Raw genomic sequence first — 14,256 nt, 5'->3', positions numbered from 1 at the left:
ATGGCCATGTGAATCAGTGTCCTTTTCAAAGTGGCCACCGTTTCCCCGGACGGCCGTTTCCTTGTTTCCAGCCTTACTGGCTGACAAGAAATACTTTGACGGCCCCACCTCAAGAACCCATCCTGCAATCCATCAACTGTTCCTCAGGAAACCCTCAAGAGCTGACCTGGTAACGCACGGTGATACGGCCTTGCACTTGTGTGGAGAATTAGGTCATAAAAGTATTGCCAAAGTGTTTCACCAGCGCTGCTGGCAGGATCCCGATCGTCCGAGTCATCTGAATGGAGTAAGCCATGACCGGTTTTTCCGAGGTGTTGAAAGCCCAGACTGCTGCAGCGCACGAGGAGGCAGAACAGACTGGCTTTGTCACGGAACTCCTGGCAGGGCGCTTGGACGCGAAACAGGTATCCAAGCTGCTGCTGCAGAATTTGGTGATCTACCGTGCATTGGAAGCGGCGCTGGTGGTCAATGATGATCCCCGGCTTGCCGTGTTTTCAGACCCTGCGTTACTACGGGTCCATGCCCTGGAGAAGGACCTGGATGTCCACTTCGGCAGCGACTGGAATGCACAGCTCGACTCCGGAACCCTGCATGTGACACCCGGGGCCGAAGCGTACGCTGCGGAGCTCACTTCTCTGGGTCCAGTGTCGGTGACCTACCTTTTGGCTCACCACTATGTGCGCTATCTGGGCGACCTCTCGGGAGGGCAGATCATTTCGTCATTGGTTCGACGCCACTACGGTCTGGGGCCTGAAGGCCTGAACTTTTACGCTTTCGAAGGCATCGACAAAATTAAGCCGTACAAGGACGCCTATCGTCATCACTTGGATTCGGCGCCCTTCAGCGCTGAGGAGAAAGAGGAAATCGTCAGGCACGCGAAGAACGCCTTTGCGACGAACCAGCAAGTGTTCGTGGACCTCATGCAAGACTATGTGCGCTCCAGCAGTGAATCGGGCGCGGATTCCAAGCTCTCCTGACGAACGCACCGGCCGGTCCACAATGCGGCGGCCCTGACCCTGGCTGCGGCGGGACGAATCACGGGCAGCTCCAGCACTATGGGGTTAAATGATCCGGCGGCGGCGAGGTTTTTCAGGTCGAGGCAGGTGGCTTCCAACTCCAAAGCACCTACCATGTTCGAGGCCGTACCCAGGCTCAGAAGCGCAACGGTGAGTTTCTCGTCGTCGTGCTCCATGACAGCGTCCACGATCCGTTCTACACGTTCCGGAAGCATCCGCAGGTAGGCCGACAGGAATCGTTGGGCTTCTTCCGGCGAGGCAAGTTCGTCTGCCAACACCTGCAGACGGTTCAGATCCAGGATCGGCACGTCAGGAACGCGCTGTTCCCCGGAGGCCATAAACTCGCCGGAAACGGCGGCAGAAAACTGCGACCCTGTGTTGTTGATGCTGGTGAGCGCGCTCATGAATTGGCGTCCCCTCCCTGGATCCGTTCATGTTCCGGAATAGAGTTTGCGCCGCATGGCTCAACTCCGGTGGCTGGTGTCGCTCAAGAGTTCCTCAAAACTTCGCCTTCCCGCCACGGCTGGCGATCGGTAATTGGTTCCGAATGTTCGGATGTCAGGGTCGTGGGCCGTTGCCAGACTGCGGTGGATCCTGCATCCACGGCAGCTGAGGGCCTGTGGGCGGTGGGCCGGCTGGCGGCTGGCCGGCGGGGAACTGCGCATACACGGCAGGCTTCCGTTGTTTTCGCAAGGTCACGAACAGGAGGGCGGCCATCGCCAGAACAGCGAGAACCAGTACAGCAACAGTGGTAATGATCCAGATCGGGATGCCCTGCACGCCGTCCTGGGTATTGCCCGTCGGCACATCCGCAGCGGCTGCCGGCGTCGCACTCGCGGACGCTGTCTCGGTGAGTTTGACGCCATTGGACGTCAGGAAATCCCGAAGGGTTTGCGTGTCGGTGATGTAGTTGGCTTGGCCCGAACCTTGGTAGACGTAGGCGGAGTTGATGCCGATGACTTCACCGGCTTCGTTTACTGAGGGGCCGCCGGACATTCCTGGTGTGATGTCTGTATCAATCTCCGTGCGGGGCACGCCTTGGGTCGAGTAGCTTCGCGAGCTCACGGCTCCCGAGAGGTAGGACGGCTTCTGCCGTTCGACATCGGAGGTAGAGCCAACCAGGTCAGGGAAGCCTATGGACGTGACCTTGTCACGGACCTTGGGAGCTTCGCTGCCCAGCGCCAGTGCCGGGGTGTCCTTCATATCCGCTATGCGGAGCAGGGCGTTGTCGCCTTTTTCGAAACCTTGCTTGGCTATGAGCTGGGCCGTGATGGCCGTCTTGCCGCTCAGGACGCCGCCGTCGATGCCGGAGGGCTGGTCAATCTTGATCTGAGGGTCGGCCAGCGACAAGGGCCAGTCAACGTTTTCCGGCTTGACGCCCGTGAGGCTCTGCTCATCGATGACCTTCGCGTAGATGCTGGTGTACAGGGCGTCATCCGCGTCCACACAATGGCCGGCAGTGGCGACGTGCCCTGTGCTGCTGACGAACCAACCGGTACAAAGCGTCACCAAAGTAGTCTTGAAGGTCTCCGTGGTTCCATCTTTAAAGGGGACTTGAACGGTTGCGGACCACGCAGTGTCCACCCACACGATGGACTTGTCGATGGTGTCCGAATTGACGTCGGCCCAGGCGGAAGTGGACCCCAAGAGCGGTGCGGTCAGAGCCGAGGCGATGGCGAAGGTTACTGTGCCTTTCTTCCCCGGTTTCCAGGACGAGCTTGATAATTTCATGGCGGCTTCCTGATGCTCAAAATGCTCTGAATAATGGCGCACCCCAGCCTGTATGTGGAGTGTAGATGAACTGAAAGGGATGAAACATGCCTTGGAGGTACTCGACTTTTCGCCAGGCCGCTACTTGCCGGGTGGACTCCGGGTACTCGGGTTTCTTGGGCAGACCCCCTCCCGGCTCTGGGTACCGGGAGGGGGCCCTGTCGGCCGCCCGTAGTCTGGGATCCACGAACGGCCGGTCCTGGGGCCGTCTCTAGTCAGCGCTGCTCATTCGGGCAACCTGATGAGGCGGGAACTTGTGCTGATGGCGTTGACGGCGGAGGCGAAGATCGGGCCCATTTCCGCGCCCGTTGCTGCGCAGAAGAAGAAGTCACCGTCCGCGTTTTCGGTGGCCCTCAACGCAGTGGTGGAGCAGTCATTGGATGCCGCGCTGGGGACACCGGCTGTCTTGGGTGAGGCGGCCGCGGCGAGCACATCCCGAACGAACGATCCTCCGCTGGTGCACCGGGCCGAGTTGGCGTCACCAAAGGCAACGGTGATGATCAGCAGGCCTTGAGCCTTGGCATTGGTTGCGACGTCCTTGAGGTTTTGGCACGCTGTGGCACCGTTCGTCGTGCCAAGATCGCCGCTGTTGCTCAACGCTGTGGTTCCGCCGGTGATGTTCTGCTCGTTCGGCTCGCCGTCGGTTTCCAGGATGATGGCCTTCTTGGCAGGGGTTGACCTGACCGGGAGCGAACCGAGGTTGTTGGGTGTCAGCCCGAGCGCGTACCTGGCTGCCGACTTCAGCGGTGATGCGAGATAGGTGCCGGTACTGGAGGCGCCCAGACAATTCAGGCCACTGACCAGCGTGCTGCTGTTGTTCAGTGGTGGGGTTCCGCCGGGTATAGCGGGGTTGGTGGTGTAGTTGTTGGAGAACGGCACTGGAAGCCATGGTCCCGTTGTCTGCGAAGTGGACGGCGTGGTGATGCAACTGCCCGGGCTGGTGCTGCTTCGGCCGATGGTGCCCAGGGCAACGTATTGCTGTTCCTTGGTCATGGTCTGCAGGGTGCTCTTGATCCCGGCGACCATCGCGGTGCGGTCTGATGTGGACATACTCCCGGTACGGTCCGCGACCATCACGATGTCCATGGGATTCGGCACCTGCGATCCGCATGACCCTTTGCAGGCAATGGAGGACAGCGAACCGGTGTTCCCTGTGTTGACCCCGATGACGGGTGCAAACGCGAATGGAACATCTTTCGCGGCTGTCACGATGATGGTGTTGCACGTCTTGGTTCCACCTGGAACGCACGGGATGGAGCACAGTGTCTCGTTGCATTTCGCGCCGGCAGTGGTGCCGGGATCGCACACATTGGGTACCTGGCCGGCCGCCACGCTCTTCGACGCTCCTGTCGAGGCCACGAGGCAGCGGAAGGTTATGGTGGGGTTCGCCTGCGGATCGTTGGACTTCGCGTAGGCAATCGCGGCGCTCTGTGCCGTTATTGGGTCATTCGGCAAGGAGCCTGCCCCGGCGAGGGCTGCCGCGTCCAGGGCGTTGCTGAGGTCTTGGCGTTCGTAGGCGAGCTTGCCGAAATCCAGGGCCAAGGCCAGTGCGGCGAACAGCAACGGCACCATGAGCGCGAAGATGACGACTGAGGCACCCCGCTCGTCACTATTTTTCCGCCCGGCGGAGGTGGCTGTCCGGGACTGGCGTCCTGAGGTCTTTAGGCGGCGCATGTTCCACCGGTCCAGTTTTTGGCTCCTGAGGTCACGGTTGCCGTGCCTTCCATTTTCATGACGTATTTCGTGTCGAAGTAGCCGTCGAGCATCCAGCTGAAGAACCCGCTGACGGAACGTTGCGGGTAGCGCAGACAGACTACGAGCTTCCCTGGCGTGCCGCCGGTAGTGTCGACGACGAACTTGGATTGGAGCTTCGTGGCATCGAGGTTGCCTTTGGAACCGGTCACGGAGGCGATGACGTCGCCGTTGGTGACACCCTGCCGAGCGCCTTCACGGGCTGCGGCCTGAAGGCTGATGTTTTCGCTGTAGGCGACTCCGAAGTCGATGACCCCGAGCAGCATGGACAGCAGCAGAGGGACGATGAGGGCGAACTCGACAACGGAGGCTCCGCGTTGCCGGTCGCCCTGTGTCCCGGGACGCGTTTTGACTGACCTTGACATGGTTTCCTCCCCGCTTCACTTACCAGCGAATGTGGCTATGGCGTTGATGATGGCCGGGCCCAAGATGATGATGAACAGTGGCGGGAAGATGAACAGGATCAGCGGGAAGATCACCGCGACGGGGAGCTTCATGGCTTTTTCTTCGGCCCGCAGTTTCCGCTTGATGCGCATCTGTTCGGCCTGGGGTTTCAGAATCCGGGCGATGGCCAGGCCCTGGATGTCGGCCTGGATGACGGCGCCGACGAAGCTGCGCAGGTCAGGGACCGTGGACCGGTCGGCCAGGGCCCGGTACGCCTCCCTCCGGGACCGTCCGGCCTGGATGTCCTGGAGGGTGCGGACGAGCTCCTCAGCCAAGGGACCGGTTCCGCTGCCGCCCACGCGGGCGACCGCGGCCTCGAACCCGAGGCCGGCTTCGACGGAAATCAGCAGCTGGTCCAGCACGTTGGGCAGGTCTTTCTCGATACGCTGCTGCCGTTTGATGCCGTTGTTGTAGACCAGCAGGTCGGGCAGGACATAGCCCGCGGCAGCGAGGACCACGGCCAGGAACACCCCGGCGGCGGAGCGTCCCCCGCCCAGGACCAGGAACAACAGGCCTCCGGCTAATGCGGCGAGGGGCTTGATGGTGATCAGCCGCTCCAGCGGCATGGAAGCCGGCCGCCCGGCTTTAGCCAGGATCTGGTCGAGGCGTTGAACGTAGGCGTCGGGGGTCAGTTTGCGGGCCACCCTGGTCATCATGGAGGGGCCGGCGGAAGCATCGGTTCCCGTTCCGTGCCTCACGGACTGGAGCCGTGTACGGATCAACCGGCCGGAAGCACGGTCAACGGCGATCAGCGACCAAGCGAACCAGGACGCGGGCAGAACCACGGCGGCGATCATGAGCCAAACAAGTGCGGGCATGACTGGCACCTCCCTAGAATTCGATCTTGACCATGCGGCTGATCCAGAACGACCCGATGGCCATCATGATCACGCCGACAGTAATGAAGATCCAGCCGAGCAACGACTGGAAAAGCGTGGCCATGTATCCGGGATTGACCACGTTGATGAGGATGGCAACGACGAACGGTAGACCGATGAGGATGAAGGCGGAGAATTTGCCTTCTGCTGCCAGGGCACGGACCTGGCCTTTGATCTGGGACCGTTCCCTGACAGTTTCGGCCGCGTGGTCCAGGACACCCGCGAGGTCGCCACCGACTTCCCGGTTGATCTCGATCGCCTGGCTCAGCCATTCGAAGTCCTCGCACTGCATCCGGCGCCCTACCTCGGCCATGGCCTCGGAGACCGGGCGTCCGACGCGGTTCTCATTGACGATGCGGGAGAGTTCTTCGGACATTGGTGCCGGCATTTCAAGGCTGGCGGTGTGCATGGACGAAGTGATGCTGTGCCCGGATCGCAGGCTGCCGGAGATGGCCCGGAGCATGTCGGTGAGCTGGTCCCCGAACTTCCGGCGCCGCTTCCCGGCCCCGACGGTGACGAGCATCCAAGCCACCACTGGCGAGATGACAGCGAAGAGGATGCACAAGAGCAGCCCACCGACGGCGAAGCCGGCGACTCCCAAGACCAGGCTGCCTGCCAGGATGAGCACGATGAATTCCGAGGCCTTCAGGGCCAGGCCGGCTTCCTGGAGGGCTGTGGCGCCGAAGACCCCGCCCTTCCCGGGCCCGACGCCGCGTTCGACGGCGGCGACCGTGGCGTCTGCCACCCGGGTGACCATGGAGGGGCCGGTCTCGACCGGCGCGGCCTGCCGTCGTCGGGCGACGGCGATGTCCTGGTAGCGGGGGCGGAGCGCCACGAACAACAACAGGGACAGGGCCACGAGGAGCGCACCGACTCCGGCGGGCAGTGTGAGGTCCTGCACCAAAATCACCGCCCCATCTGTCGTTGCGGCGTGAACGCTTCGGCGGGCAGGTAGATCCCCATGTCGGCCAGTTTCTCCACAAACCGTGGGCGGACTCCGGTGGCGACGGTCTTGCCGATGAACCGTCCCTCCGCGTTCACGCCAGCTGCGAAATCGAACGAGAACGCGTCCTGCAACGTGACGACCTCCCCTTCCATCCCGAGGACCTCGGTGATGTGCGTGACACGGCGGGTGCCGTCCCTGAGCCTGCTCAACTGCACGATCAGGTGCACGGCCGAGGCGATCTGTTCCCGGATGGCCCGTAGGGGCAGTTCCATGCCGGCCATCAGCACGAGCGTTTCCATGCGGGCGATCGCGTCCCTGGGGGAGTTGGAGTGCACCGTGGAAATGGACCCGTCGTGGCCGGTGTTCATGGCCTGCAGCATGTCCAGGGCCTCCCCGCTGCGGACTTCGCCGACGACGATCCGGTCTGGTCGCATGCGCAGGGAGTTCCTCACTAGGTCCCGGATGGTGATCGCTCCGCGGCCCTCAATGTTCGCCGGGCGGCTTTCCAACCGGACGACGTGGTCTTGCTGGAGTTGCAGTTCCACTGCGTCTTCAATGGTGACGATGCGTTCCTCTTCGGGGATGAAGGAGGAGAGCACGTTCAGCAGCGTGGTCTTTCCGGTGCCGGTTCCGCCGGAGACGATGATGTTGAGGCGGGCTTTGACGCACGCGTCCAGAACCTGGGCCATGGCCGGGGAGATCGAGTCAAACTTGATCAGGTCCTCCACGGTCAGCGGAACAGCGGAGAATTTCCGGATAGTCAGCGAGGGCCCATCCACCGCCAAAGGTGGGATGACGGCGTTGACGCGAGAGCCGTCCTCCAACCGGGCATCGACCAAGGGCGAGGACTCGTCGATCCTCCGCCCGATCCGGGAGACGATCCGTTCGATGACCCGACGCAGGTGGGCGTCAGAGCTGAACGTCGTTCCGGTCGGGTGCAGCCTGCCGGCGCGTTCGACGTAAATGCTGTGGGCGCCGTTGACCATGATTTCGGTGACCAGGGGATCGTCGAGGAGTTTCTGCAACGGGCCCAGTCCCAGGACTTCGTCGACGATTTCGCGGATCAGGCGGCGCCGTTCCTCCGGGGTCAGGGGTACCTGTTCGTCGTCGATGAATTCGCTCAAGGCTTCACGGACCATACGCCGGACATCCCCTTCATCGAGCCCTGAGTCGGTGATGCGGCTGCCCAGGCGGCTGGTCAGCTCGTCCGCAGCGCGTTTCTTGATACCGGCCAAGGCGTCCGTTGATGGTTTGACCGAAGCCCGTGCCAGTTGTTCCAGGCGTCCCGGTTCGGCAGAAATACCTGACGCTGTCGAGAGCGGTGCTGGCTGAGGCTGGGTTCCGATCGTTTCCGATGCCGTTGAGGCGGTGGCAGCTTCCAGACGTGCGATGAGGCTCATGAGACTGCCACCCTTCGGCGTGAAGACCGTGCCGTGGGAGCAGTTGTTCCGGCGGCGAGTTTGGCCACGAGCGATCCGAGGCCCTTGGCGACGGGGTCGCGGCGGCCGGCTTGGAGCATCGGCACGCCGGCGTTGGTGGAGAACGGCACGGCGCGGGAATGCGGCAGCACCACTTCCACGGGCAGCCCTACGGTAGCTTCGACGTCCTTGACGGTGAGGCCGCTGCGTTTGTCCGCAAAGTTCAGCACCACCGTGCTCGATGGCGGCAATAGGTCCAGTTGGCGCAGGACCTCAAGTCCGTGATTGAGGCCTCGGATGGAGGGGATGTCCATCCCGCACACCCAAACGGCATCGGTTGCCATTTCCAGGACGGCCAGCACCACGTCCCCCAGGCCCGGCGAGGTGTCCAGGACCACGTACGGGAATTCGAGGGAGAGCTGATGAACCAGCGCAGCCACGTGGGCCGGTTGGATGAGGTCGGCCTCAGCCGGTCGCAGTGGCGCGCACAGGGCGTATAGTCCGCTGGGGTGCGGGGCCAGGAAGGCCTTGAGCACCATGGCGTCCGTGGCCGCGGATCCTTGTACAGCATCGGTGATGGTGTGGGCCGGTGCCAGTCCCAGGCCGGAGGCGACATCGCCGAACTGCAGATCCAGATCGACGATCACGGCGCCCATCGGGGCGGTACGGGCTAGTCCGACGGCGAGATTCGTGGACACCGTGGTCTTTCCGACCCCGCCCTTGGGTGACATGACCGAGACCACCCGGCCGCGCGGAGCGGCCTCCTGGGCCAGGGGCTGCGCAGCTTGCCTGCGGCCAGCCGCAGTCCGGGCCGCCCGTTCCAGGGCCTGGGCGAGGTCGTGCGCATCAAGCTCCGGGTCGATGATGTCGCGGATGCCCGAGCGGAGCGCGGCCAACGTTACATCGTTGCCAGGTGCTGCTGCCAGAACGACAACGATCTCCGGGTGGTCCACGTCGACGGTTGAGGCCAGGGCGAACCAATGCTCGGCGTTGATGTCCGGGCCGATGACCACGACGTCGATGGGCCCGCCGACGTTCCGACTCAAAACGTCGGCGGGAGCTTGGTGGGCTGCCATCCCGGGAAGGACCTGCAGCTCGTGGCCGGCGGTCAGGGACAGGGCCAGGCGTTGTTCAAACCCGGTGGCATCCGTGAGGGCTAGGAACCGGCTCATTGGAAGATCCCGGAGGTGCTGACCGGCGTCTTGGGGCTCTCCGGCGTGGTGGCCGACTGCTTGGTCAGCCAGATGTTTCCGACCCGGGCGCTCAGGATCACCTTGGCCGCGTCGGTGGAGTTCCGTGCCAGGGTGACGAACGAGGCACCGCTGGGTACGGCTGAGGTGCCTTCCTGCGCGGTCCCTGTGCTGGCCGGGGCCTGCTGGATGGCGGTGACCAGGACCTTGTCGAAGACCAACTGGGTGCTGGCGACCTGGGCATTGTTCGGGTCCGTTTGAGTGACGAACAACCCGACCAGGTCACCGGCGCGGATGGTGCCACCGACGACGCTCTCCGGCGGCAACAGCACGGTTACTTCCTGCATGCCGTCGGGCACGGGAACGGCGCCGGGCATGATCCGCTCGGCAGGGTTGATAAGCCGGCTGCCGAGCAGCTGCTCGCCAGGTTCCAGTGCCACGGACGTGACCTGCCCGCTGGTCTTATCGAGAGCGGTCAAGGCCCCGTCAGCCTTCGCGGTGCTGGGGACGGACCGGATTTGAACGTAGGAACTGAGTTCCTGGACACTGGTGCCGGCCGGGACCGGCTTTTCGACGACAACGACGTCGACGGGATCCAGGGACGATTGCGCCCTGCGGTCCGCGTTGGAGACATAGTTCACCAGCAGCACGGTCCCGATGACAGCCAGGACCAGCGCGGCGATACCCCCTAATAAGCGCGTTTTCATGATTGCTTCCTCACCTTTTGGTACACCTCAACACCGCGGAGGTTCACCCGGGGCCCAGACCCCTTGATGTGCTCCGTAAACGACGCTGCCGGCTGTCCTGGATGGGCGGACAGCCGGCAGAGTAGTGGCGGTAGCCAGAGTCTTCGGTTGTTTGACCTACTTCGGCTTGACCTGGTCGGCGATCTTGTCGAAGCTCAGGTCGAGGTTGGTGCCGATGGCTGTGACGGCACCGATGATGACCACCGCGATGAGTGCGACCATGATGCCGTACTCAACGGCGGTGGCGCCCTTCTCGGAGGTGAAGCGTTCCTTGATGCCGGCGACGAAAGCAATCATGTTGACCATAAGCGAGTTCATGGTAAATCCTTCCCAGAATTTTTTATGTGAAATTGTGTTACATAGGTCCAGCAAATTATCGGAATTTGCTTCGAATTCCGAACTACCCCCGTTTTGCTTTTAGCGGTTCGGATTTCGATATGACAAGAATTGCTGGTTTGGGAGGGATTCAACAATGCGTAGGCGTACTCGAATTTTTTCCCGGGGCCCGCTGCCAGGTACTCGATGCCGTGGAGGCGGGTACTCAGTTTTCGGCGCCAAAGCAGCGAGCGACTACTTGGAAAATTAAGGCCCCTTATGAGTTTTTGGACGTCGTCGCCAGGTCCAGGGACGGTACTCAGGAGGTCAGTGCATGAAGAGGACAACGCCCAGCGCCGCAGTCACCATGGCTGGGCCATGGGCTGTTTCGGCCGGTTTTTCCGCGGATCTCATGCGTAACATCAGCACCGTGAGCACCCCGCCCACCACGAACCCCAGTAGTCCGCCGTACAGTACTTGGGGCCAACCCAAGTAGCCCAAGTACATTCCCAGCGGCGCGGCTAGCTTCACGTCGCCCATTCCGAGGCTCCGTGGCGAAATAAGTCCCAAAATCAGGTAGCCGGCGAACAGGATTGCCCCTCCAGCGAGTGCCCGGAGCAGCTCCGGCCAGCCCGGAAGCACCGCCGAGGACACTCCCAGGAGCACCAGCCCGCCGCCAAGAAGGGCCAAAACGAGCCGGTTGGGGAGCAAATGGAGAGTGAAATCAATCCGCGAAAGCTGCACGCCCAAAAGTGCCAGTAAAAGATAGGCCGGGAGTTCAAAAGAAAAGCCAAAACGCCACGCGAGCAGGCCGAACAGCAGCGCGGTGACTGCCGCCGTCGTGATCCGTACCTTTAGGGAGGGGAGTCCGCCGAGCCGTGGCAGTGCGCCGGTAATCAGCAGCTCGCAGAGCGGACTCAGGACCAGGCCGGCCAGGGCAAGCAGGAGTGCCAGGGCAAGTCCGTCGGTCATGCGCTCTCCTCCATTAACACAGTCGCCCCCAGGTGCGGTCACCCCATTTTGACCCGGACATACCGTTGAAGGTATTGTTTATAGTCGTTGTGCGTGTCCTATCTCGATGACACATGCCCACCAGGGGATCCAGTTGCAGGGTCAGTAACTCAGGTGGCATATCGAGACTCCTGGATGACTGGTCTATAGAGCCCTCACCTCTGCTCCGGTAGCGCATACATAGTAGGTGCACGTCTTATTGCGTGCCCTGAAACATGAACGCCAGAACAAGAACGAGGCCAAACCGTGCGTACGTACACCCCGAAGCCCGGCGATATCAACCGCCAGTGGCACGTCATTGACGCCACCGATGTTGTCCTTGGTCGTCTTGCCAGCCAGACCGCAACACTGCTGCGCGGAAAGCACAAGCCGACCTATGCGTCCCACATGGACATGGGCGACTTCGTCATCATCATCAACGCTGAAAAGGTCGCCCTTACCGGTGCCAAGCTGGAGCAGAAGCGCGCATACCGCCACTCCGGTTACCCGGGCGGCCTGACCTCCGTCAACTACGCCGAACTGCTGGAGAAGAACCCGGTTCGCGCTGTTGAGAAGGCCATCAAGGGCATGCTCCCCAAGAACTCCCTCGCCGCTCAGCAGCTGGGCAAGCTCAAGGTCTACGCAGGCTCCGAGCACCCGCACGCTGCACAGCAGCCGAAGACTTTCGAAATCACCCAGGTCGCCCAGTAGTCCTGGCCACCAACTAACTTTTTATTTCAAGGAGAACCGTGGCTCAGAACGAAGAACTGACCGCCGAGGCCGTCGAGGCCGAGGAAAACCTCACCAGCTACACCTCTGAAAGCGCACCCGCCGAGGACGCGCCCAAGAAGGAGCGCCCGGCACTGACCGTTGCCGGCGCAGCTGTTGGCCGCCGTAAGGAAGCCGTTGCACGCGTTCGCGTCGTACCGGGCTCCGGCAAGTGGATCATCAACGGCCGCGAGCTGGCCAACTACTTCCCGAACAAGCTGCACCAGCAGGATGTCAACGAACCCTTCCGCGTTCTTGACCTCGAAGGCGCCTACGACGTCATCGCCCGTATCCACGGCGGTGGCCCCTCCGGCCAGGCTGGCGCACTGCGTCTCGGCATCGCTCGTTCGCTGAACGAGATCGACGTCGAGAACAACCGCCCCACCCTCAAGAAGGCTGGCTTCCTTACTCGTGACGCCCGCGTCATCGAGCGTAAGAAGGCCGGTCTCAAGAAGGCACGTAAGGCTCAGCAGTACTCCAAGCGCTAAACCGCGCTTCGCAGAAAGCCCGTCCCACTCCGGTGGGGCGGGCTTTCGCCGTTTAATCCATCGGTTGTGACGCTCCGGAACGTGCCGTGGCCGGTCGCTGTGCCGTCGTCGTCTAAACTTGAGCCGATGTCTAGATTATTTGGAACAGATGGCGTGCGCGGTCTCGCGAACGGATTGCTCACCGCCGAGCTGGCTATGCAGCTCGCCCAGGCCGCCGCCGTCGTACTCGGCCATGACCGCACAACAGACGGCAAGCGGCCCCGTGCCGTGGTAGCTCGGGACCCGAGGGCCAGCGGCGAATTCCTCGCCGCCGCCGTTGAAGCCGGACTCTCCAGCTCCGGTGTGGACGTCTTCGACGCCGGTGTTCTGCCCACCCCGGCTGCGGCGTACCTGGTAGCCGACCTCGACGCCGATTTCGGCGTCATGCTCTCGGCCTCCCATAACCCGGCCCCGGACAACGGCATTAAGTTCTTCGCCCGCGGCGGCCAGAAGCTGCCGGACGACGTCGAGGACGCCATTGAAGCGCAGCTCGGCAAGGAGCCGCAGCGCCCGGTGGGCGGGGACGTGGGACGCATCCAGCGCTTCTCGGACGCCGAGGACCGCTACATCGTCCATCTGCTGGGTACCATCCCCAAGCGACTCGACGGCCTGAAGGTTGTCCTGGACTGCGCCCACGGGGCAGCGAGCGGCTGCTCTCCCCAGGTCTTCAAGGACGCCGGCGCCGACGTTGTGGTGATAGGCGCGGAACCGGACGGCCTCAACATCAACGACGGCGTTGGCTCCACGCACCTCGGCCCGTTGAAGGAAGCCGTGGTGGAATACGGCGCGGACCTCGGGATCGCCCACGACGGCGACGCTGACCGCTGCCTTGCCGTGGACCACGAAGGCAACGAAGTGGACGGCGACCAGATCATGGCGATCCTGGCGCTGGCCTTGGACAAGGCGGGCAAGCTCAAGGACAACGTCCTGGTGGCAACGGTCATGAGCAACCTCGGGCTCAAGCTCGCGCTCCGCGAGGCCGGAATCACCATCCGTGAAACCGCCGTTGGCGACCGTTACGTGCTGGAAGAAATGCGCGACGGCGGCTACAACCTTGGTGGCGAACAGTCCGGACACGTGATCTTCTCCGATTACGCCACAACGGGCGACGGCGTACTCACCGGCCTGCAGCTCGCAGCCCAGGTAGCCCTCACGGGCCGCAGTTTGAAGGACCTGGCCACCGCGATGACCAAGCTCCCGCAGCTCATGATCAACGTCAAGGGAGTGGACAAGGCCCGCGCAGCCACCGACGAAGGCGTAGCTGCTGCCGTGGTTGCCGCGGAAGAGGAACTCGGCGAGACCGGCCGCGTCCTGTTGCGCCCGTCCGGCACGGAGGCTTTGGTGCGCGTCATGGTGGAGGCCGCCGACATGGAAACCGCTGAGCGTATCTGCAAGAGCCTCGCTGCCGTCGTGAAGGAACGCCTGAGCGTCACCAGCGACGTCGCTGTCTAGGACACCGTACTCAGCAAAAGGCGGCCCGCTCCGGTTTGGAGCGG

At 62.7% G+C, this 14,256-nt stretch carries 15 protein-coding genes; 4 read left to right on the top strand and 11 right to left on the bottom strand.

Annotated elements, in window-relative coordinates:
- Positions 1-293: 293 nt before the first annotated feature.
- The gene (locus tag ACIQTZ_RS22855) at positions 294-977 is read left to right on the top strand and encodes a heme oxygenase (biliverdin-producing) (RefSeq protein ID WP_402984426.1); all 684 of its coding nucleotides are present in this window, start codon (positions 294-296) and stop codon (positions 975-977) included.
- On the opposite strand, the gene ACIQTZ_RS22850 is transcribed toward ACIQTZ_RS22855, so the two are convergent.
- The 11 genes from ACIQTZ_RS22850 to ACIQTZ_RS22800 all read right to left on the bottom strand — a co-directional run bounded on the left by ACIQTZ_RS22850 (position 929) and on the right by ACIQTZ_RS22800 (position 11,447).
- Positions 929-1,420 carry a hypothetical protein gene (locus ACIQTZ_RS22850; RefSeq protein WP_402984423.1) on the bottom strand — a complete coding sequence of 164 codons (492 nt, stop codon included), beginning with the start codon at positions 1,418-1,420 and terminating at the stop codon, positions 929-931. The two genes, ACIQTZ_RS22855 and ACIQTZ_RS22850, sit on opposite strands and share 49 nt — an antisense overlap.
- A 154-nt stretch (positions 1,421-1,574) precedes the next feature.
- Complete coding sequence (locus ACIQTZ_RS22845; protein ID WP_402984420.1) at positions 1,575-2,747, bottom strand: trypsin-like peptidase domain-containing protein; 1,173 nt, start codon at positions 2,745-2,747, stop codon at positions 1,575-1,577.
- Between the two features lie 264 nt (positions 2,748-3,011).
- Positions 3,012-4,460 carry a pilus assembly protein TadG-related protein gene (locus tag ACIQTZ_RS22840; protein WP_402984417.1) on the bottom strand — a complete coding sequence of 483 codons (1,449 nt, stop codon included), beginning with the start codon at positions 4,458-4,460 and terminating at the stop codon, positions 3,012-3,014.
- Positions 4,448-4,903: a TadE/TadG family type IV pilus assembly protein gene (locus ACIQTZ_RS22835; protein WP_400329170.1), complete on the bottom strand. Its 456-nt coding sequence runs from the start codon at positions 4,901-4,903 to the stop codon at positions 4,448-4,450. Before ACIQTZ_RS22835 ends, ACIQTZ_RS22840 begins: the two co-directional genes overlap by 13 nt.
- Before the next feature lie 15 nt (positions 4,904-4,918).
- On the bottom strand, positions 4,919-5,800 hold the full coding sequence (locus ACIQTZ_RS22830) for a type II secretion system F family protein (protein WP_402984415.1): 882 nt from the start codon (positions 5,798-5,800) through the stop codon (positions 4,919-4,921).
- Between the two features lie 13 nt (positions 5,801-5,813).
- Positions 5,814-6,761: a type II secretion system F family protein gene (locus ACIQTZ_RS22825; protein WP_402984412.1), complete on the bottom strand. Its 948-nt coding sequence runs from the start codon at positions 6,759-6,761 to the stop codon at positions 5,814-5,816.
- Between the two features lie 5 nt (positions 6,762-6,766).
- Positions 6,767-8,206, bottom strand: a complete 1,440-nt coding sequence (locus ACIQTZ_RS22820) for a CpaF family protein (protein WP_402984409.1) — start codon at positions 8,204-8,206, stop codon at positions 6,767-6,769.
- Positions 8,203-9,396: a CpaE family protein gene (locus tag ACIQTZ_RS22815; protein ID WP_402984406.1), complete on the bottom strand. Its 1,194-nt coding sequence runs from the start codon at positions 9,394-9,396 to the stop codon at positions 8,203-8,205. Before ACIQTZ_RS22815 ends, ACIQTZ_RS22820 begins: the two co-directional genes overlap by 4 nt.
- Positions 9,393-10,121 carry a Flp pilus assembly protein CpaB gene (cpaB, locus tag ACIQTZ_RS22810; protein ID WP_400329186.1) on the bottom strand — a complete coding sequence of 243 codons (729 nt, stop codon included), beginning with the start codon at positions 10,119-10,121 and terminating at the stop codon, positions 9,393-9,395. Before cpaB ends, ACIQTZ_RS22815 begins: the two co-directional genes overlap by 4 nt.
- Before the next feature lie 156 nt (positions 10,122-10,277).
- Entirely contained in the window at positions 10,278-10,478 is a 201-nt protein-coding gene (locus tag ACIQTZ_RS22805) for a Flp family type IVb pilin (protein ID WP_400329189.1), read from the bottom strand.
- 324 nt (positions 10,479-10,802) lie between these two features.
- The gene (locus tag ACIQTZ_RS22800; RefSeq protein WP_402984403.1) at positions 10,803-11,447 is read right to left on the bottom strand and encodes a prepilin peptidase; all 645 of its coding nucleotides are present in this window, start codon (positions 11,445-11,447) and stop codon (positions 10,803-10,805) included.
- Between the two features lie 285 nt (positions 11,448-11,732).
- Between ACIQTZ_RS22800 and rplM the strand changes: the two genes are divergently transcribed.
- From rplM to glmM, 3 genes are all read left to right on the top strand, one after another.
- Positions 11,733-12,176: a 50S ribosomal protein L13 gene (gene rplM, locus ACIQTZ_RS22795; RefSeq protein ID WP_347108042.1), complete on the top strand. Its 444-nt coding sequence runs from the start codon at positions 11,733-11,735 to the stop codon at positions 12,174-12,176.
- 38 nt (positions 12,177-12,214) lie between these two features.
- Positions 12,215-12,721, top strand: coding sequence for a 30S ribosomal protein S9 (gene rpsI, locus ACIQTZ_RS22790; RefSeq protein ID WP_387435019.1), 507 nt, complete (start codon positions 12,215-12,217; stop codon positions 12,719-12,721).
- A 126-nt stretch (positions 12,722-12,847) separates the two neighbouring features.
- Positions 12,848-14,212, top strand: coding sequence for a phosphoglucosamine mutase (glmM, locus tag ACIQTZ_RS22785; protein ID WP_402984400.1), 1,365 nt, complete (start codon positions 12,848-12,850; stop codon positions 14,210-14,212).
- The last annotated feature ends 44 nt before the right edge of the window (positions 14,213-14,256 follow it).

The sequence above is a fragment of the Paenarthrobacter sp. NPDC090520 genome (assembly GCF_044769205.1).
Lineage (GTDB): Bacteria > Actinomycetota > Actinomycetes > Actinomycetales > Micrococcaceae > Arthrobacter.
The sequence above is the reverse complement of the archived record's forward strand: the minus strand, read 5'-3'. Positions and strand labels throughout refer to the sequence as shown.